We start from the raw sequence: 18,334 nt of genomic DNA, 5'->3' as shown, positions 1-18,334 counted from the left end.
CCCGGCTCCGGGGACGGAAGGGGCCGCCGTGCACGGCCCTACCGCACGGGCGCGGGGGCCGGTGCGGGGGCGTAGCCGGTGGGCCGGGTGGTGAAGGTGCCGCGGCCCTGGGTGCGGCTGCGCAACCGGGTTGCGTAGCCGAAGAGTTCGGCCAGCGGCACGGTCGCGGTGACGACCGTCGCGCCCGCCCGGGCGACGGAGCCGGTCACCCGGCCGCGGCGCGCGGCCAGGTCACCGAGCACTCCGCCCACCGCGTCCTCGTGCACGGTGACCGTGACCTCGACGACCGGCTCCAGCAGGACCATCGCGCAGGCCCGCAGGGCGTCCCGCAGTCCGAACCGGCCGGCGGTGCGGAAGGCGGTGTCCGAGGAGTCCTTCACATGGGTCGACCCGTCGGTGAGCGTGACCCGCAGCCCGGTCACCGGGTGCCCGCCCAGCGGTCCCTCGGCGAGCGCGTCCCGGCAGCCGGCCTCGACGGCACGGACGTACTCCTGTGGCACGCGCCCGCCGACGACCGTCGAGCGGAACTCGAAGCCGGACTCCGGGGAGTCCAGTGGTTCCACATCGAGGACCACATGAGCGAACTGCCCCGCGCCGCCGTCCTGTTTGACGTGGCGGAACACAAACCCGGACACTCCGCCGCCGACCGTCTCCCGGTAACTGACGTGCGGCCGACCGACGTTGACACCCAGCCCGTAGTCACGCCTGACCTTCTCCACCGCGACCTCCAGATGCAGTTCGCCCATGCCGGACAGCACCGTCTGACCGGTCTCGGGGTCGGTGCGCACGACGAGCGAGGGGTCTTCCTCGGCGAGCCGCGCCAGTGCCGATGCCAGGCGCCCGGTGTCGGTGCCCTTCAGCGCCTCGACGGCCACGGAGACGACCGGTTCGGCGACGCCCGGAGACTCGAGGACCAGCGGGGCGTCCGGCGCGCACAGCGTCGAGCCGGCGCGGGCGGACTTCAGCCCGACCACGGCGACGATGTCGCCGGCGGTCGCCCGGTCCAGCCGGTCGTGCCGGTCGGCCCGCACGCGCAAAATGCGTCCGATGCGCTCGGCGCGGCGCGCGGTGGCGTCCCACACGGTGTCTCCCTTCTCGATCGTTCCCGCGTAGACGCGCAGGTAGGTCAGCCGCCCGGTGGCGGAGGCGTTCACCTTGAACGCGAGGGCGGCCAGCGGTGCCGCGGGGTCGGCGGCACGCTGCTGCTCGGTGCCGTCGTCGTGCCGGCCGCGCACCGGCGGCACGTCGAGCGGCGACGGCAGATAGGCCAGTACGGCGTCCAGCAGCGGTTCGACACCGCGGTTGCGGTAGGCGGAACCGCACAGTACGACGACGGCGTCACCGCTGCGGGTCAGGTCCCGCAGGGCTTGGGTGAGCGTGCCGGTGCCGACCGTGCCCGTGTCGCAGAACTCCTCCAGCGCGCCCGGATGCAGCTCGGCGACGGCCTCCTCCAGCAGCCGGCGCCGGCGGTGCGCCTCCTCGCGAAGGTCCTCCGGCACCGGGGCCGGATCGTTGGCCTCGCCGTCGTCGGTCCAGGTCAGGGCCCGCATGCGCAGCAGGTCGACGACGCCGGTGAAGGTGTCCTCCGCGCCGATGGGCAGCTGCACCGCCAGGGGTGAGGGGTGCAGCCGCTGACGTATGGAGGCGACGGCGGCATCCAGTTCCGCTCCGGCCCGGTCCATCTTGTTGACGAAGGCGATGCGCGGCACGCCGTACCGGTCCGCCTGCCGCCACACCGACTCGCTCTGCGGCTCCACACCGGCGACGGCGTCGAACACGGCGACCGCGCCGTCGAGGACACGCAGCGAGCGCTCCACCTCGTCGGCGAAGTCGACGTGGCCCGGGGTGTCGATGAGGTTGATGCGGTGACCGTCCCAGGTACAGCTGACGGCTGCGGCGAAGATGGTGATGCCCCGGTCGCGTTCCTGCGGGTCGAAGTCGGTGACGGTGGTGCCGTCGTGGACCTCGCCGCGCTTGTGGGTGGTGCCGGTGGCGTACAGGATCCGTTCGGTGACGGTGGTCTTGCCGGCGTCTACGTGGGCGAGGATGCCCAGGTTGCGGACGGTGGCGAGGGGGTCGGAGCGCATGGCCCGTGGCCTTTCGGTGGTCCTTGGAGCAGGGCAGCGCGATTTCCCTGACGCACACGGCGTCGGACGTCCCGGGAAGTGTGGGGCGTCGGAGGTCAGACGTGCGTCATGGGCATCCGGTACCGGGCGCGCAGCGGGCACCGGACGGACGGGGACACCTGGATCACCACGGACCGACGGGACCGGGAACGGGGAGCGGCGACAGCGGCGTGGTCACGCACGGCCGGTCTCCCCCCACTGGTCGATGAGCGCACCGTCCGACGGCCGGGCGGTGCGTGTCCGGCGAGTCTAGGGAGGGAGGGGCGAGCTGGACCACGTAATATTCGCGTCTCACATATTGGTACCAGATTCCTGCGCAGTGAGATCTCTGGGATCGTTGCATAGCCCACATTGTCCGCGCGGCCTCCCGTGAGGTGGACGCGTGGCACGGTGCGGGCCGCCGGTGTACGCCGCCGGTGACCGTTCTCCCCGGAAAGACCGTGAAATGCCCGCACCAACCACCGGCCCGGCCCCCGTCAACTCTCGGTCCCGGGTCCTCATCGCGAGCCTCATCGGCACGACGATCGAGTTCTACGACTTCTACATCTACGCGACCGCCGCCGTCCTGGTCTTCCCCAAGCTCTTCTTCCCGAGCAGCGACCCGACCACGGCACTGCTGTCGTCCTTCGCCGTGTTCGGCGCCGCGATGGTCGCCCGGCCGATCGGCGCCGTGGTCTTCGGACACCTCGGCGACCGGCTCGGCCGCAAGGGCACTCTGGTGGCCTCGCTGCTCACCATGGGCATCGCCACCTTCCTCATCGGCGTGCTCCCCACCTACGCGCAGGCGGGCTGGATCGCCACCGCGCTGCTGGTGCTGATGCGGCTCGCGCAGGGCTTCGCGCTCGGCGGCGAGTGGAGCGGCGCGGCCCTGGTCGCCACCGAGAACGCCCCGAAGCACAAGCGCGCCCTCTACGGCACGTTCCCGCAACTGGGTGCCCCGCTCGGTTTCATCATCGGCAACGGGCTCTTCCTGCTCATCGGCGCGCTGCTGCCGTCCGCGGCGGGCGCCGACCCGTCCCAGCCCTCGGACGCGTTCCTGAGCTGGGGCTGGCGCATCCCGTTCCTGTTCTCCGCGGTGATGGTCGCGATCGGCCTGTGGGTGCGGATGCGCCTGGTCGAGGCGCCGGTCTTCTCCCGGACCCGTGAGGCCGGGCTGGTGCGGAAGCTGCCGCTGGCCACCGTCTTCCGCAGCCACTGGAAGCAGCTCGTCCTCGGCACCTTCTTCATGCTGGCGACGTACGTGCTCTTCTACCTGATGACCACGTTCTCGCTGAGCTACGGCCGCACGCCCGAGGACGCCGCCGTGCCGGGCCTGGGGTACAGCTACACGACCTTCGTCCTGATGATGATCTTCGGTGTGCTGTTCTTCGCGGTCTTCACCCTGGTCTCCGGTCCGCTCGCCGACAAGTACGGCCGGCGCACCACCCTCGTCTGGGTCACCGCCGGGATCCTGGTCTTCGGACTGGTGTGGGTACCGCTGATCGGCCTGGGCACCCTTGGTGTGGTGCTGTGGCTGGTGTTCGGCTTCACGCTGATGGGCATGACCTTCGGCCCGATGGGCGCGCTGCTGCCGGAACTCTTCCCGACGAGCGTGCGCTACACGGGCTCCGGCATCTCGTACAACGTCAGCTCGATCCTCGGCGCGGCCGTCGCCCCGTTCATAGCGGTGGCCCTGTGGGAGGCCGGCGACGGCTCGCCGTGGCTGGTCGGGGTCTACCTGTCCTCGATGGCACTGCTGACGCTGGTCGCGCTGCTGCTGGGCAAGGAGACGAAGGACGTGGGTCTCGACGAGGGCGAGGCTCCCTCCAACCCCGAACCCGACGAGGTTTCGGCCGCCACCGCGGCCCGCTGAACCGTCCGCCATTCGCACTGCGGCCCCCTCTCCGTTCCCGTCCGGGCGGGGAAAGGGGGCCGCATGTGCACCGGGCCCGCTCGCGTACGTCCGCCCGTTCAGCGCTCGGCGGCCATACGCACGAAGCCACTCCATGCTTCGGGGCCGAACGCGAGCCTGGCTTCTGCGGGCTGCTTCGAGTCCCGGGCCAGGACGGCTCCGCGGGCTGCGGCGACCTCGACGCACTCACCACCGTTGCCGGTGCTGTAGCTGCTCTTGACCCAAGCGGCTTCTGGCACAGCCGCCTTGCTGGGCTGCACGCTCATGGGTCTCCCATCAGTTGCTCGATGAACGCCGCTGACTCGCTCGGGGGCAGCGCCTGTGATCGGAGGATGCGCTCGTCCACGGCCCGCGCCACGACGTGGCCGCTGAGGCCGCGGAGGTCCTGGCCATGCTCCGCAGGGAACTCGGCGGCGAGTGACGGCGTTGCCCGAACCGGGGGGCCGGATGACGGACACCCCCGGCCTGGCTGGCACTCCGATCAGTAGGCGACCTTTCCTGAGCTGGGATTGTCGAACAGCAGGTAGAACTTGGTGCCGTTCAAAACGGTAGTGGCTGCTGTGCCCCAGGTATTGGCGGAGATCGTGCGGTAACTGTTGCACGTGACCTCGTTGGTGCTGGACTTGAGGAGGCAGGCGCTCACTCTCACCGTACGGCTGGGCTTGACGTTGATGTCCACACAGTTGGACGTGGTGGTCGCCCAGGCCGTGCCAGTGGGCCAGGCGTAGGTAGTGCCGGTGCTGTAGCTCTTGGCACTGCCGTAGCAGGACAGGGCGGCAGCAGGTGCCGCCACCGCGGAGGTGCTGGTGGCGGCGTTGAGGCCACCAGCGGCCAGGGCGGCGGCAGCCGCGACGGTCATGGCGCGTGAACGGATTCGCACGTTGATCCCTCCCTTGGGCACACCGGTAAGGCCCGTGCCCCCTCGCTGTCAGCCAGCTTTGTACCGGCGTCAAGCAGTGTGGCAGTCATCAACTACTGGGTAAATAGCGGGTGTTGAGGCAACCTGGGCCCCGGGGCCGCGCGTCTGCCCGGCGAGGATGAGCTCGTGCATCCGGGCGATGCCCAGCATGGCGTGATGGACTCCTTCGCCTTGAATTGGCAGTCGCGGAGGCTCGGCGCGGGCGTGGACTTGGCATGCAAGAAGGTTTGACGGCGCTTTCACTCCATGGGAAAGTGTGACCGCTTCAGCTAGCTGAGGTGCCGCGGCGAACGACGTCGCGGTGCGAGGGGTGGACGGGCGGTAGCGAGGGGGCGCGGCTTCGGTCGTCCGTGGCCAGGCCGGAGCGGCCTGCAGCAGGTTCCTTCTCCTGCCCACAACGGTGCGGGGTGCCCCTGGGTGGGGCGCCGACGGAAGGGACGCGTAGTGGCTGACGAGAAAGCTCCCGACGAGGGAGCAGCCGAAAAGGCCGTTCAGTGGGTCCGCGGTCTCGCGGACAAGGTCATGGTGAACGGTGTCGGCCGGATCACGGGCTCGGTGACCTGGGCGGAGGAGCGTCTCGCGCGTCGGCAGGGTGACGCCTACCGGCCGCCCGGCGACGACGAGCGCCGTTCCCCCGAGGACATGGCGGATGACATCGATGCGGTCATAGCCCGTCTCATCAACGAGTCGGTGGCCGCTTCCGGGGCCCAGGGATTCGTCACCGGATTCGGAGGCCTGGTCACCGCAGGCGTGACGATACCGGCGAACGTGGCCGCGTCCTTCGCCATCAACATGCGGATGGCCGGCGCCATAGCGCACCTGCGGGGATGGGACATAGGCGATCCGCACGTGCGGACCGTCGCGATGATGCTCGCCATCGGGATGAGCGTGCAGAACGTCCTGGCGTCCTTCGGGGTCAAGGTCGGCCAGAAGATCGCCGAACAGATGATCAAGAAGGTCTCGCACGAGACGATCAAGGCGATCAACAAGAAGGTGGGTTTCCACCTCCTCGCGAAGTATGGAACCAAGCGCGCCACGATCACGCTCGCCAAGGCCGTACCCATCCTGGGTGGCGTCATCGGAGGAGCCGTGGACGCGACTTCGACCGCTCTCATCGGCCGCGCCACGGACACGGCCTTGCGCGGCGACACCCTGCGAGCCGAGGAACCGCAGTAACGAGGAACCGCTCGTGGCCGCCTGACCTTGTCAGACCTCCCCGCCGACGCACCCACGCGTGGCCGCGTCGGCGGTCGCGCCCCCCTGTCTGAGCTGAAGGGCATGGCCAACCGCACCGTCCGCCGCGACCAGGCGGACTGGGTGGACGTGCGACGGACGAACAGCAGGCGCCCGTCGCCGGCACCGGTTTCCGGGATCTTCCGCGCCGTCGGGCCGCCCCCGCGGGCCTGGCAAGTACCCCGCCCTGTACCCGAAGGGCCCCGGCCGGTTGAGGCCGGGCAGCGAGATCCCGCTCGGGCGGACCGTGTCGGCGTACGACGTCGTCCAGGCCCGCGGCCGCCTGGTCGCACTATGCACTCCCATGCCGTTCGACATCGAACGGCATGGGGTGTCCGACCCGTCCGCCCGCTTGTCGACGGCCGTTTCTTGCATGTCCGGCGGCGCTGGTCAGGTGCGGCGGCGTGCCGACTCCTCGAGTCGTTCGACCAGTTGCGCGGCCATGGCCTTGATGGTTTCCAATCCCTTGCGGCCCCATGGTTGCGGGTCCTGGTCGACCACGCAGATGGTGCCGAGGACCAGGCCGGTGCTGTCTATCAGCGGTGCGCCCAGGTAGGAGTGGATGCCGATCGCGTCGACCACCGGGTTTCCGGCGAACCGGGGGAAGTCCCGGATGTCCTCCAGTACCAGCGCCCGGCGACGCTTGACCACGTGCGGACAGATGCCCATGTCGATGTCGCGAGGCATGACTCGGCCGGGCACCGGGTCCTCCAGCAACGGGGGGCCCACGTGCACCGGGGTGTCCTGTGCGGCGCTGTACAACCCTGCGAAGAACTGGCGGTCGGCGTCGAGGAAGAAGTTGACCCCGGCATAGCAGCCGCCGGTGCGCTGTGCCAGTTCCCGTGCGAAGGCGTCGAGTTCCTTGTCCGGGCGGGCTTCGATGCCCAGCTCGCTGAGCCTCTCGGATCGGGTACGCGCCTGTGGGTCCTCCGGGGGGAGGAGCAGATGGCGTACGGCGATCCCGGAGTCAGGCCCGGAGGAGGGGTGAGGCGGTGTCGCTGCCATGGGAACTCCTTGTCGTGATCAGGTGCTGGATCAGTTCGAGCAGCACGCGGATGCCCGTGCTCTGGACGCGGGCGTCGCACAGCGCCACCGGCACCTCCTGCCTGAGGTCGAGCGCGGTCCGCACCTCCTCCGCGTGGTAGCGGTGCGCGCCGTCGAACTCGTTGACGGCGACGACGAAGGGGATGCCGCGCCGCTCGAAGAAGTCCACCGCCGCGAAGGAGTGCTCCAGCCTGCGGGTGTCGGCGAGGACGACCGCCCCGAGTGCCCCCTCGGACAGTTCCTCCCACATGAACCAGAAGCGCTCCTGTCCGGGTGTGCCGAACAGGTACAGGACATGCGACGCACTGAGGGTGATCCGGCCGAAGTCCAGGGCCACGGTGGTGGTGGCCTTGTTCTCCACTCCGTCCAGCCGGTCCGTGGCCGCGCTGACGGCGGTCAGCATCTCCTCGGTGCTCAGCGGCTCGATCTCGCTGAGCGTGTTGACGAAGGTGGTCTTTCCCACGCCGAACCCGCCGGCGATCAGCACCTTGATTCCCACCGGCAGGGCTGCGGCGGGCAGGGCGTCACAGTCGTTTGAGGAGGGCATCGCGCACCGCTTCCAGGAGGTCTCGATCAGGTAGTGCGTAGTGGTCCGCGGAGGGCGGGCGCGCCTGGCCTGCGACCACCGCGCCCCCCTCAGCCAGATCGGACAGCAGCACCTTGACCACGGCGGCCGGCACCTGCATCCGGGCCGCGACCTCGGCGACGCTGACAGGGCTCTTGCACAGCGCCAGCACCTGCGCATGCTCCAGGCCGAAGGTGCCCTGCGTCTGGACACCCGTGGCCCGCACCACGGTGACGAGCGTGAAGTCGGACGTGGCCTTGGTCCGGCCGTCGCTCACGGTGTAGGGACGGACCAGCCGCCCGACCGCTTCGTCGGTCAGCGGTCCCTCGGGGCGGACCGGAGGCATCGGTTACCCCACCACGTGCCGCGGCGGTGTGGCCAGGTGCGGGCGCACGCTCTTCACCATCATGCCCATCTCGTAGCCCAGCACCGCCGCGTCCGCCTCGCGGCCGGCCAGCACCGCCAGTACGGCGCCGTGCCCGGCGGACGAGACGAACAGCATCGAGGTGCTGAGCTCCGTCACTATCTGTCGCACGTCGCCGCCGTCGTCGAAGCGCCGGCCCGCGCTGCGCGCCAGTGAGTACAGCCCACTGGCGAGCGCGGCCAACTGGTCGGCGGCGTCCGCGTCCAGCCCCTCCGCTGCCTTCACCAGTCCGTCCGAGGACAGCAACAAGGCGCTTCGGGTGTGCGGCACCCGGTTCACCAGACCTGTCAAGAGCCAGGAAAGGTCTTCGCTCGCCACGATCGGGTACTCCTCTTTCGGCAGAAGGAAATGGCTTGGTGGGCGGGGCCCTGGGCCTTCGGCGTGGCCCTCGGGTGTCAGAGCGTTTCCGTTTCCTCGGCCCTGCGTAGTCCGGTCTGGAACGCGGCCATCAGGCCCGGGTCGTGTGCGGTGTCCTCGAAAGAACTACCGGCGCTGGGGGCCGGGTTCGGCTGTTCGGGGGTCTGGTCCCGGCGTCGCCGAGGCAGCTGCGGACGGTCGTCGTCCTCGCCGTCGGAGGACGTCGGGGCGTGCTGCGGTTCGGGATCGGACACGGGCGGATCCGCGACGACGGTGGATTCTGTCGCCGGGGGGTCCGTCGCATCGGGTTCTGCTGGGGCGTGCTGCACCGCGTCAGGGGGCGCGACAGCGGAGTGCTCCAGCGCGGGAGCTGCCGGCTGCGGGCCGAGCAGTGCCGTGGGCAAGACCATGACGGCCTGAGTGCCGCCGTACACGTTGCTCTGCAACTGCACGGCGACGTCGTGCCGCTGGGCCAGGACCGAGACCACGTACAGGCCGATCCGGCCGTCCTGCAGCAGTTCGCCGAGGGCGACCTTGTCGGGTGCGCCCAGCACCGTGTTCATTTGGTTGCGCTCGGCTGCCGACATGCCCAGGCCCCGGTCTTCGACCTCGATCGCCACCCCGGCGGCGACGGGCTCGACCCGCACATGCACGGTGGTCTGCGGCGGCGAGAAGACCGTCGCGTTCTCCAGCAGTTCGGCCAGCAAGTGGACGACGTCGACCACGGCGTGGCCGCTCACCGTTCCCACGATGGGTGGGACCAGCTTGACCCGGGAATACTGGTCGATCTCGGCGACGGCCGAACGCAGGACATCGGTCAGGCTGACCGGACGCGTCCACTGGCGGTGGGCGTTCGCGCCGCCGAGCACGGCCAGGTTCTCGGCGTAGCGGCGGATCCGGGTGGACAGATGGTCCACCTGGAACAGCCCCTTGAGCAGGTCGGGGTCCTCGACCTCGTTCTCCAGGCTGTCCAGCAGTCCTATCTCGCGGTGCACGAGTGACTCGAGCCGGCGCGCCAGGTTGGCGAACACCTCGAACTGCTCCAGCTTGGCGCTGTGTTCCGGACCGAGCGCACCGGCGGCGGTCTCCAGCAGGGCTGCCTCCGCCTGGTGCCGGGCGGCGGCGATCTCGAATTGGAGTCGGGAGAGTTGGCCGGGGCCGGTCTGCGGGGGAAGTTCCGGCCGGCGCCGCACAGGGGCCTCCCCGGCCTTCAGCCGACGGAACAGCGACTCCAGTTCGGCTCTGCCCTCGGCCGTGGTACGGATCAGCTCGGCCAGCTCGGCACGGTCCCGGTCGGCCCCACGGGACAGTTCCGTCGAATGCTTGGTGAGGGCTCGCGCCTCCGCGGAAGCCCTTACACCCGCGATTCCCGCCGCCACGGCGCCGATGAGGACCACGCTGCCGCTCATCGCCACCTGGTCCGTCCGATCCAGGTGGCCCTCACTGGCCAGCGCGGTGGCTACCGCACCGGCCACGGCGACCACGCCCGGTGGCAGCACCGACCACAGCATCTGACGACGCCTCAAGGATCCGGCTCGCGACTCGGCCGTCACACGGGCGGTCACCGGCGCTACCGACCGGTCGTCCGGTGGCGTAAAAGGATCGGGCATGACAGTCCCTGGACAGTGCGATGATCAGGTTGAACGCGCACGTTACCCCGCACCAGGGCCTCGGTGTCAGCCTCTGGCACGCACAGTGATCGAACCGTTGCCCTTATTTTCACACCACGGGCACCGACCCTGGTCAGGCCGCCCGGTCGGCATCCATCGGTGCGTCTTCCGATCTACGGCGGGTCGACCGCTTCTGACCGATCAGGTCGGGCCTCCGCCGCGCTCCGCCGCCTGATTTCCGGAGGAGGCTAGGGGGAGGCCCCAGAAACGACGAAATACCGGCGAGTCATATGACTCGGCCGGTAATTCGTCCCGTGAGTGTCCGAGGGGGGACTTGAACCCCCACGCCCGATAAAGGGCACTAGCACCTCAAGCTAGCGCGTCTGCCATTCCGCCACCCGGACCAGGTGTCTGTCGCTGCTCCAGGAGTGCTCCCCTGGGCGACATGGACAACCATACCAAGGATTCGCAGTGCCCTTCACCTGCGTTTCCTTCCTCCGGGCGGCGGTCCCGGGCCGGCGGCGACGATGCCCCTGGAGTCATACCCCGAGCGACTGGATGGTTACGCGGGGTCCGCAGGCACGGGCCGGGCGGCCCCGCCCGCTGTACGCGGGAGGGGCGCCCGGTGCGTGTGCCGGGTCAGTAGCGGCGCTTGCGCAGGGCCGCCATGTTGTCGTAGCTGATCTTGGCCTCGCGCAGCGACTGTGCGGGGTCGGTGGCGCTCGGGGAGTTGTCGTCCTCGACCATCGGGTTGCGGTAGTTGCGCTGCCCGACCCGCGAGAAGAACGTCGTGTAGTCGATGTCGCCGGTGCCGAAGGGCACCATGTCCCAGCCCATGCCGTTGGTCGTGCTGACGACGCCGTCCTTGGCGTGGAACAGCGGGTAGCGCTTGTTGTGGCGGGCGACCAGGGCGGCCGGGTCGAAGACGCTCTTGCGGGTGGAGCCGTCGTGGGCGGTGTAGGTGTGGAACTTGTACTGGGCGACGTGCGCCCAGAAGATGTCCATCTCCAGCCAGACGAGCCGGGGGTCGGTGACCTTCAGGAAGTACTCCAGCTTCCGGATGCCGGAGCTGCGGGTGGGCCGGCCCTGGTCGTCCAGCGGGCCGCCGTCGAGCAGGAAGCCGTAGGCGCTGTCGTGGTTGTGGGTGTAGAGCTTGATGCCCTCGCGGCGGGCTATCTCACCCATGGCGTTCCACTTGTCGGCGGCCACGTCCCAGTCGGCGCGGTAGGGGCTGCCGGTGGGGTCGCCGCCGGTGCCCATGTGGTCCATGCCGAGGATGTTGGCGATCTCCAGGTGCTTCTTGAAGGTGTCCTTGTCCACCTCGGTCAGCGGCCAGGAGGACGGGATGAAGCCGTGGTTGCCCTGGGCACGCAGACCGTACTCGTCCAGCCAGGAGCGCAGCAGCTTCGCGCCCTCCACGGATTCCAGGTTGGCGCCCCCGGGCGCGTTCGCGTGCTGGCGGTAGCCCGCGAACTCCACCTGGCGGTAGCCGTGGCGGGCGAGCTGCTTGAAGACCTCGCGGAAGCCGGAGGGCAGGTCGCTCGCGAGGGGGTCGCGGGCGGTGGCGTCACGGACGGTGTAGAGGATGATGCCGCGCTTGTGCGGCGGGACGAGCACCTGCCCGTGTCCATGTCCGTGGTCTCTGTCGCGGTCCTGGGCCAGGGCGGGGGCCGCGCCGAAGACGGGGGCCGCGACGGCTCCGGCCGCCACGGCGGTGCAGGTGCTGAGGAAGCGGCGCCTGCCCACACCGAGGCTGCGGCGGAGTCCCTCGTCCGGGGCGTCGGCGGTGGCGGCGTCGGTGCGGGTGGGGTCGGAATACAGGGTCACGAGTGGCCTGCCTTCTCGGTCGTGGCCGATTCCGGTGCCGCCGGGACCGGCCGTTGTCAGTGTCGTGTGTTTCACTCTCGGTAGTCGGATGTCGGCGGCCGTGCGTGGTGCGGTGTCAGCCGAGTCCGGCCAGCCGGAGCAGGAGTTGTTTCACATCGGTGGCCGCGACGCGGTCGCCGACAGCGCGGGGGGTGGAGCAGATGAGGAGCGGACCGTCGTCGTCGCTCGTGGGGAGGCGGCCGTGGCTGCCCCGAATAGGTGAGGGGTCCAGGGGCACGACCGCCATGCGGTAGCGCATGCCGAGCTTCTTGCGCGCCAGGGCCGTGGCCGCCTTGACCTTCACATAGGGGTCGAGGGGATCCATGAACAGTTCGACCGGGTCGTAGCCGGGTTTGCGGTGGATCTCGACGAGCTGCGCGAAGTCGGGCGCGCGGGCGTCGTCGAGCCAGTAGTAGTACGTGAACCAGGCGTCGGGTTCGGCGACGACGACCAGCTCGCCGGCGCGCGGATGGTCGAGGTGGTGGGCCTTCTTGCCCTCGTCGTCGAGGAGCTGCTCGATGCCGGGCAGTCCGTCGAGGGCGGCGCGGGTGGCGTCGAGGTCCTCGGGGCGGCGCACGTAGACGTGGGCGAGCTGGTGGTCGGCGACCGCGAAGGCGCGGGAGGCCATCGGGTCGAGGTACTCCATGCCGTCCTGGGTGTGCACCTCGAGCAGGCCCGCGCGGCGCAGGGCGCGGTTGATGTCGACGGGCCGGTTCACGCGGGTGATGCCGTACTCGGACAGGGCGACGACGGTACGGCCCTCGGCGCGGGCGTCGTCCAGCAGCGGGGCCATGGCGGCGTCCAGGTCGGCGGCCGCCCGCAGGGAGCGGGGGTCGTCGGGGCCGAAGCGCTGCAGGTCGTAGTCGAGATGAGGGAGGTAGCAGAGCGTCAGGTCGGGGTGCCGGGTGCGCATGATGTGGCGGGTGGCGTCGATGATCCACTGGCTGGAGACCAGGTCCGCGCCGGGTCCCCAGAAGTGGAACAGCGGGAAGGTGCCCAGTTTCTCGGTGAGTTCGTCGTGCAGGGCGGGTGGCCGGGTGTAGCAGTCGGGTTCCTTGCGGCCGTCGGCGTAGTAGACGGGGCGGGGGGTGACGGTGATGTCGGTGTCCGCGCCCATGGCGTACCACCAGCAGATGTTGGCGACGGTGTAGCCGGGGTGGGCGCGGCGGGCGGCGTCCCAGAGCTTGTCGCCGGCGACGAGGCCGTTGTGCTGCCGCCACAGCAGTACGTCGCCGAGCTCGCGGAAGTACCAGCCGTTGCCGACGATGCCGTGCTCCGAGGGCATGGTGCCCGTGAGGAAGGTGGACTGGGCGGCGCAGGTGACGGCGGGCAGGACGGTGCCCAGCGGGGCGCGGGAGCCGGACTGCCCGAGCGACTTGAGGTGGGGCATGTGGTCGAGCAGACGGGGGGTGAGGCCCACGACGTCGAGAACGAGAAGGGGGGTGGGGTCGCTCATGGGAGTTCCTTCAGGCCGAGGTCCGTCAGGAGGTCGCGGGCCAGGGTGAGTTCCGCGGCGATGCCGTCGGCGAGCCGGCCGCGGCCGCGGGGGCGCAGTGCGGGTGGCAGGGCCTGCCAGGTGTAGGTCTCGACCTCGAGGTGGTGGGTGAGCGGGTGCGGGCCGCCGACGAGCCGGGTCAGCACGGATTTCAGGACCGGCAGCGTGGAGGTGAGGGGCGCGGTGGGAGCCGCGTGCAGCGGGACGTGGAAATGGGCCCGCCAGGGTGCCGCGTCCGGCAGGGTGTCGCCGGCCAGGGCCTCGTCGAGGTCGTCGGTGCCGCGCAGGCCGGCGAGGGTGGCGGTGCGGGTCTGGTGCAGGAAGCGGGGTTCGGCGAAGGCGGCCAGGGCCTCGCGGACCTCGGGGAGGTGGGGCTGTTCGGCGTGCAGGGCGGCGGAGAGCTGCGACTTGACCACGGGCACACCGGCCCGGGCGAGGTCGTCCAGGGCGGTGTGCGGGTCTTCGAAGGAGGTGGCGAGGTGGCAGGTGTCGACGCAGATGCCGATGCGGTCGTGGCCGATCGCGGTGAGCGGGGCGATGGCGTCGCGGGTGGTCTCGACGACGCAGCCTGGTTCGGGTTCCAGGCCGACGCGGATGGAGCGTCCGGTGAGTTCCTGGAGTGCGTCGAGGCGGTCGGCGAGGGTGCGCAGGGCGGTCCGGGCGGTCGCCGCGCGCTGTTCGTCGTAGGCGGTGCGCCAGGCGAGGGGCAGGGTGGAGATGCTGCCGTCGGTGACGTCGTCGGGGAGCAGTCCGGCGAGGAGCCGGGCCAGCGCGGCGGTGTGTTCCAGGCGTTCGGGGTCGGCCCAGTCCGGCGTGTACACGCGGTACTTGACCTCCTCGGCGCCGAAGCCCTCGTAGGGGAAGCCGTTGAGGGTGACGACTTCGAGGCCGCGCCGCTCCAGTTCGCAGCGCAGGCCGCGCAGGGCGGACGGGTCGGTGACGAGGGCATGGGCGGCGTCCTTGGCGAGCCACAGGCCGATGCCGAGCCTGTCCCGGCCGAGGCGGCGGCGGACCGGCTCGCAGTGGTCGCGGAGCTGGGCGAGGACGCCGTCGAGGGTCTCGGCGGGGTGCACGTTGGTGCAGTAGGCGAGGTGGACGGTGGAGCCGTCGGGGTGGCGGAAGCGCATGGCTCACGCCTCCATGGCGGCGGCGCCGGCCGGCCCCGGCTCGTCTCTCGGTGCTCCGCGCAGGATGGAGTTGCCCTCGTGGGTGGCGTCCGTGGCCGTGACGTCGAGGTCGAGGCGTCCGCTGAGCCCGTAGAAGGCGACGGGGTTGCGCCACAGCACCAGGTCGACGTCGTCCTCGGTGAAGCCTTCGGCGAGCATCAGGTCGGCGACCTTGCGGGTCTTCAGCGGGTCGCTCCTGCCCCAGTCGGCGGCGGAGTTCACCAGGACCCGTTCGGGGCCGTGGGCGCGCAGGATCGCGACCATCCGCTCCTCGTCCATCTTGGTGTCCGGATAGACGGAGAAGCCGAGCCAGGCGCCGCTGTCCTTGGCCTCCTTGACGGTGGTCTCGTTGAGGTGGTCGACCAGGACGCGGTCCACGGGCAGCGCGGACTCGCGGACGACGTCGAGGGTGCGGCGCAGTCCGGCGAGCTTGTCGCGGTGCGGGGTGTGCACCAGCGCGGGCAGGCCGTGGTCGGCGGCGAGTTGGAGCTGGGCGGCGAGGGCGGTGTCCTCGGCGGGGGTCATGGAGTCGTAGCCGATCTCGCCGACGGCCACCACGTTGTCCTTGACGAGATACCGGGGCAGTGCGTCGAGGACGGGTGTGCAGCGCGGGTCGTTGGCCTCTTTCGGGTTGAGGGCGAGGGTGCAGTGGTGGGCGATGCCGTACTGGGCGGCGCGGAACGGCTCCCAGCCGAGGAGGGAGTCGAAGTAGTCGAGGAAGGAGGCCGGGGAGGTGCGGGGCTGGCCGAGCCAGAAGGCGGGTTCGACGACGGCGCGGACGCCCGCCGCGTACATGGCCTCGTAGTCGTCGGTGGTGCGCGACGTCATGTGGATGTGGGGGTCGAAGATGCGCATCAGGACTCCTTGCCGTGGGGGTCGTCCGTGCCGTCTGCGGGAGTGGCGGGGGCCGCCCCGGTCAGGGCCAGAACGCGATGCAGGTCCTCCGGTACGGGGCGGCCGGCGGCGCGGCGTTCCTCGGCGTAGTCGCCGAGCATGCGGCCGAGTTCGGCGTCGCCCCGGGCGCGCGGGGCCAGGTCCGCCACCTGGTCCAGGCCGACGCCGGTGAAGAGACACTTCAGTACGGCGTGCCGCCAGGCGTGGGCGTCCAGGTGGCGGGCGCCGTAGGGGCCGAGGGCGGCGGCGACGAGCCGGGTGTCGTTGGTGCGCAGGGCGTCCTCGACGAGCGGCAGGGCGTCGGGGCTGTCCGGCACGAGGTGCGGCAGGGCGTGCAGGACGGCGCGGCGTTCGTCGGCGGTGCCCTGGTAGTAGACCCGGGTCAGCGCGTCGGCGTCGGCGTGGGCCGCGTGCAGGATGAGCACGCGGGCGGCGTCGGCGTGGGCGGAACCGCAGCGGCGGCCGGCCTCCGCCAGGCGCAGTTCCCACACCGAGATGGGCCCGTGGGTGCCGGGGTGGGCGGCGGCCTCGTCCAGGGCCTGGTCGAGCCAGGCACGGGCGGCTCCGCCCAGCAGGCCGGCGAGGCGGGCGCGCAGTTCGGCGGGCGGGGTGAGGGCGGGGGTGGTGCCGTCACCGGTGGCCGCGGGTCTGCCGGTGGTGCCGGCCTCCGGGGTGGCCGGGGTGGCCCGGGGGTGGTTCATGGGGTGCTGCTCCCTTCGGGGGTGGCGGAGGGATCGCCGTGCGGTGGGACGGAGGCGGAGGGGGTGGCGGACGCCGCGAGTCGGTCGGCCCGGCGGAGGAACGGGAGGGAGTGGGCGGCGAAGTGCGGGCCCGCGTGGGAGTGGCGGGGCAGTTCGACGACGGTCAGGCCCTGGTACCCGGTGGCGGCCAGGGCCGCGAGGACGGGCGGGAAGTCGATCTCGCCGTCGCCGAAGGGGAGGTGTTCGTGGACGCCCCGGCGCATGTCCTCGATCTGGACGTGGCGCAGCCAGGGGGCGGCGTCGCGCACGCAGTCCGCGGGAGGGGCGGGTTCGAGGCACTGGCAGTGGCCGATGTCCAGGGTGAGGCCGAGGGGCTCGGGGTCGCCGAGCGTGCGGCGCAGACGGTGGAAGTCGGCGAGGGTGGCGAGGAGGTGGCCGGGTTCGGGTTCTACGGCGAGGGGGACGCCTGCGCTCGCGGCGGCGTCCAGAACGGGGGTGAGGGTCTCGGCGAGGCGTTTCCAGGCGGTGTCCTCGTCGGTGCCGTCGGGGACGACGCCGCTGAAGCAGTGCACGGCGTGGGCGCCGAGTTCGGCGGCGACACGGACTGCGCGTACGAGCAGGTCGACGCGGCGGGCGCGGTCGTCCGGGTTGGGGTCCAGCAGGGACGGGCCGTGCTTGCGGCGCGGGTCGAGCACATAACGGGCGCCGGTCTCCACGGTCACGCCGAGCCCGAGCTCGTCCAGCCGGTGCGCGACCCGGCGGGTGCGGGCGGCGAGGTCCGGGGCCAGCGGGTCGAGGTGCATGTGGTCGAGGGTCAGACCCACGCCGTCGTAGCCGAGGTCGGCGAGGAGGGCGAGGGCGTCGTCGAGCCGGAGATCGGCGAGCCCGTTGGTGCCGTAGCCGAAACGGAGCGGCGTACGGTCACGTCGCCCGACGTCCACGCTCCCACCCGGCGCGGGGTCCCTCCGGCTCATGTGATGCTCACCTTCCTCATGGTGGCTCTCCTGGCAAACGCTCGGCCGGCGGGGGTGAGGGCCGCGGTCAGGAGGGCGGTGACGGCCGAGCCGGAGCGGGCGGCGAGCGCCGCCTGGAGCGGGATCGTGGCCCGGATCCCGCCGCCGACGGCGCGTTGGGTGAGCGGGGGTGAGGGGTTGAGCGCGGCGTGGAAGTAGGGCCGGGCGGCCGTGGCCGCGTAGGCGGTGGCGAGGGCGGTGGCGAGGGCGCCGGTGGTGCTCGGTTTCCCGGCCGGGCCGGAGCCCGGCAGGCCGGGGGCGGCTGCTGCCCGCCGGCCTGCCGGGAGTCGGGTGCGGTGGTGCGTGACCAGCCGGGTCAGCAGCCCCGTGGTCGCGAGCGCCGCCAGGGGGGCCAGGACCGAGCCGCCGGTGGTTTCCCTACGGGACACAGCCGTGACGGCCAGCGTGTGGCTGCCGAGCAGCGCGGCGGAGGGCAGTGCGGCCCGGGTGCCGCCGCCGGTCGCGGCCGCGCCCAGGAGGAGGTCCAGTCCGCGGGCCGCGGCCATGGCCGCGGGTCCGGCGGGGGTGTGCTTCAGCGCCAGGTCGTACGACCAGACGGTCGCCGCCAGCGGAGCGGCAACGGCGAGCGCGGGCCGTCCCGCGCGGGCGGCGAGCACCAGACCGGCCCCGGTAAGGCCGCAGGCGGCGGCGAGGGCCGCGGCCGGCTTGACGCGGCCGGAGGGGATCGGGCGGTGCGGGCGCTCCACGGCGTCTTCGGCGCGGTCGGCCCAGTCGTTGAGGGCCATGCCCGCCTCGTACAGGCACAGGGAGGAGCCGACGGCGAGCAGGGTCCGTGGACCGGGCCGCGCGCCGGCCGCGGCCGCGCCGGCCAGGGCGTCACCGGGGACGGTGAAGAGGGCGGGCAGCCGCAGCAGTTCGGCCCACGCAGCCGCTCGGGCCGACCGCGGACGCGCGGTACGGGACGCGACTCCCTCCCCAAGCCCGTCCGCGGCGACCGGCACGGGCGGGCGCACCGGCCCACCCCCCGTGCCCGCCCGGCCGGACCGGCACCCGGGGTCGCGTTGCGCGG

17 protein-coding genes, 1 tRNA gene and 2 pseudogenes are annotated in these 18,334 nt (G+C 71.5%); 3 read left to right on the top strand and 17 right to left on the bottom strand.

The window, feature by feature from the left end; genetic code table 11:
• Positions 1 to 38: 38 nt before the first annotated feature.
• A complete protein-coding gene (gene fusA, locus AB0L56_RS10410) occupies positions 39 to 2,087 on the bottom strand; it encodes an elongation factor G (RefSeq protein WP_365421203.1) in 2,049 nt (682 codons plus the stop codon).
• Between the two features lie 484 nt (positions 2,088 to 2,571).
• Between fusA and AB0L56_RS10405 the strand changes: the two genes are divergently transcribed.
• A complete protein-coding gene (locus AB0L56_RS10405; protein ID WP_365421200.1) occupies positions 2,572 to 3,978 on the top strand; it encodes an MFS transporter in 1,407 nt (468 codons plus the stop codon).
• A gap of 98 nt (positions 3,979 to 4,076) precedes the next feature.
• Here AB0L56_RS10405 and AB0L56_RS10400 read toward each other — a convergent pair whose 3' ends face one another.
• The 3 genes and pseudogenes from AB0L56_RS10400 to AB0L56_RS10390 form a co-directional block, all read right to left on the bottom strand.
• A complete protein-coding gene (locus AB0L56_RS10400) occupies positions 4,077 to 4,256 on the bottom strand; it encodes a DUF397 domain-containing protein (protein WP_365421197.1) in 180 nt (59 codons plus the stop codon).
• A 242-nt stretch (positions 4,257 to 4,498) separates the two neighbouring features.
• Positions 4,499 to 4,897, bottom strand: coding sequence for a hypothetical protein (locus AB0L56_RS10395; RefSeq protein ID WP_365421194.1), 399 nt, complete (start codon positions 4,895 to 4,897; stop codon positions 4,499 to 4,501).
• A 147-nt stretch (positions 4,898 to 5,044) separates the two neighbouring features.
• Positions 5,045 to 5,127 (bottom strand): annotated as a pseudogene (locus AB0L56_RS10390) (IS5/IS1182 family transposase); the annotation flags it as partial.
• Between the two features lie 253 nt (positions 5,128 to 5,380).
• On the opposite strand from AB0L56_RS10390, the gene AB0L56_RS10385 reads away from it, so the two are divergent.
• A complete protein-coding gene (locus AB0L56_RS10385) occupies positions 5,381 to 6,112 on the top strand; it encodes an EcsC family protein (RefSeq protein WP_365421191.1) in 732 nt (243 codons plus the stop codon).
• A gap of 232 nt (positions 6,113 to 6,344) precedes the next feature.
• Positions 6,345 to 6,443, top strand: a pseudogene (locus AB0L56_RS10380) (ABC transporter substrate-binding protein); the annotation flags it as partial.
• A 116-nt stretch (positions 6,444 to 6,559) separates the two neighbouring features.
• Here AB0L56_RS10380 and AB0L56_RS10375 read toward each other — a convergent pair.
• The 13 genes from AB0L56_RS10375 to AB0L56_RS10315 form a co-directional block, all read right to left on the bottom strand.
• Entirely contained in the window at positions 6,560 to 7,174 is a 615-nt protein-coding gene (locus AB0L56_RS10375; protein ID WP_365421188.1) for a GAF domain-containing protein, read from the bottom strand.
• Positions 7,137 to 7,760 (bottom strand): ATP/GTP-binding protein, encoded by a 624-nt coding sequence (locus AB0L56_RS10370; protein ID WP_361029348.1) that lies wholly within the window; start codon positions 7,758 to 7,760, stop codon positions 7,137 to 7,139. The genes AB0L56_RS10375 and AB0L56_RS10370 overlap by 38 nt, the downstream gene beginning before the upstream one ends.
• Positions 7,738 to 8,124, bottom strand: coding sequence for a DUF742 domain-containing protein (locus tag AB0L56_RS10365; protein ID WP_361029345.1), 387 nt, complete (start codon positions 8,122 to 8,124; stop codon positions 7,738 to 7,740). Before AB0L56_RS10365 ends, AB0L56_RS10370 begins: the two co-directional genes overlap by 23 nt.
• Before the next feature lie 3 nt (positions 8,125 to 8,127).
• Positions 8,128 to 8,520 (bottom strand): roadblock/LC7 domain-containing protein, encoded by a 393-nt coding sequence (locus AB0L56_RS10360; protein ID WP_221759108.1) that lies wholly within the window; start codon positions 8,518 to 8,520, stop codon positions 8,128 to 8,130.
• 77 nt (positions 8,521 to 8,597) lie between these two features.
• Entirely contained in the window at positions 8,598 to 10,058 is a 1,461-nt protein-coding gene (locus AB0L56_RS10355) for an ATP-binding protein (RefSeq protein WP_365421183.1), read from the bottom strand.
• A 430-nt stretch (positions 10,059 to 10,488) separates the two neighbouring features.
• A tRNA-Leu gene (locus AB0L56_RS10350) sits at positions 10,489 to 10,573 on the bottom strand.
• Between the two features lie 235 nt (positions 10,574 to 10,808).
• Positions 10,809 to 11,996, bottom strand: a complete 1,188-nt coding sequence (locus AB0L56_RS10345; protein ID WP_365421181.1) for a sugar phosphate isomerase/epimerase family protein — start codon at positions 11,994 to 11,996, stop codon at positions 10,809 to 10,811.
• A gap of 115 nt (positions 11,997 to 12,111) precedes the next feature.
• Positions 12,112 to 13,491, bottom strand: coding sequence for a nucleotide pyrophosphatase/phosphodiesterase family protein (locus AB0L56_RS10340; RefSeq protein WP_365421178.1), 1,380 nt, complete (start codon positions 13,489 to 13,491; stop codon positions 12,112 to 12,114).
• On the bottom strand, positions 13,488 to 14,657 hold the full coding sequence (gene eboE, locus AB0L56_RS10335) for a metabolite traffic protein EboE (RefSeq protein WP_365421175.1): 1,170 nt from the start codon (positions 14,655 to 14,657) through the stop codon (positions 13,488 to 13,490). The genes AB0L56_RS10340 and eboE overlap by 4 nt, the downstream gene beginning before the upstream one ends.
• 3 nt (positions 14,658 to 14,660) lie before the next feature.
• A complete protein-coding gene (locus tag AB0L56_RS10330) occupies positions 14,661 to 15,551 on the bottom strand; it encodes a TatD family hydrolase (protein ID WP_365421172.1) in 891 nt (296 codons plus the stop codon).
• Positions 15,551 to 16,291, bottom strand: coding sequence for an EboA domain-containing protein (locus AB0L56_RS10325; protein ID WP_365421169.1), 741 nt, complete (start codon positions 16,289 to 16,291; stop codon positions 15,551 to 15,553). The genes AB0L56_RS10330 and AB0L56_RS10325 overlap by 1 nt, the downstream gene beginning before the upstream one ends.
• The gene (locus AB0L56_RS10320) at positions 16,288 to 17,265 is read right to left on the bottom strand and encodes a sugar phosphate isomerase/epimerase family protein (RefSeq protein WP_365421166.1); all 978 of its coding nucleotides are present in this window, start codon (positions 17,263 to 17,265) and stop codon (positions 16,288 to 16,290) included. Before AB0L56_RS10320 ends, AB0L56_RS10325 begins: the two co-directional genes overlap by 4 nt.
• Entirely contained in the window at positions 17,262 to 18,179 is a 918-nt protein-coding gene (locus AB0L56_RS10315) for an SCO3242 family prenyltransferase (RefSeq protein ID WP_365421419.1), read from the bottom strand. Before AB0L56_RS10315 ends, AB0L56_RS10320 begins: the two co-directional genes overlap by 4 nt.
• Positions 18,180 to 18,334: the final 155 nt, after the last annotated feature.

The organism is Streptomyces sp. NPDC052079 (assembly GCF_040680275.1).
In the GTDB taxonomy this organism is placed as follows: domain Bacteria; phylum Actinomycetota; class Actinomycetes; order Streptomycetales; family Streptomycetaceae; genus Streptomyces.
The sequence above is the reverse complement of the archived record's forward strand: the minus strand, read 5'-3'. Positions and strand labels throughout refer to the sequence as shown.

Excerpts from the sequence above, each read along its gene's own strand:
- AB0L56_RS10370 (WP_361029348.1), bottom strand. The coding sequence starts at position 7,760 with ATGCCCTCCTCAAACGACTGTGACGCCCTGCCCGCCGCAGCCCTGCCG.
- fusA (WP_365421203.1), bottom strand. The coding sequence starts at position 2,087 with ATGCGCTCCGACCCCCTCGCCACCGTCCGCAACCTGGGCATCCTCGCC.
- eboE (WP_365421175.1), bottom strand. The coding sequence starts at position 14,657 with ATGCGCTTCCGCCACCCCGACGGCTCCACCGTCCACCTCGCCTACTGC.
- AB0L56_RS10375 (WP_365421188.1), bottom strand. The coding sequence starts at position 7,174 with ATGGCAGCGACACCGCCTCACCCCTCCTCCGGGCCTGACTCCGGGATC.
- AB0L56_RS10330 (WP_365421172.1), bottom strand. The coding sequence starts at position 15,551 with ATGCGCATCTTCGACCCCCACATCCACATGACGTCGCGCACCACCGAC.
- AB0L56_RS10340 (WP_365421178.1), bottom strand. The coding sequence starts at position 13,491 with ATGAGCGACCCCACCCCCCTTCTCGTTCTCGACGTCGTGGGCCTCACC.
- AB0L56_RS10320 (WP_365421166.1), bottom strand. The coding sequence starts at position 17,265 with ATGAGCCGGAGGGACCCCGCGCCGGGTGGGAGCGTGGACGTCGGGCGA.
- AB0L56_RS10405 (WP_365421200.1), top strand. The coding sequence starts at position 2,572 with ATGCCCGCACCAACCACCGGCCCGGCCCCCGTCAACTCTCGGTCCCGG.
- AB0L56_RS10325 (WP_365421169.1), bottom strand. The coding sequence starts at position 16,291 with ATGAACCACCCCCGGGCCACCCCGGCCACCCCGGAGGCCGGCACCACC.
- AB0L56_RS10365 (WP_361029345.1), bottom strand. The coding sequence starts at position 8,124 with ATGCCTCCGGTCCGCCCCGAGGGACCGCTGACCGACGAAGCGGTCGGG.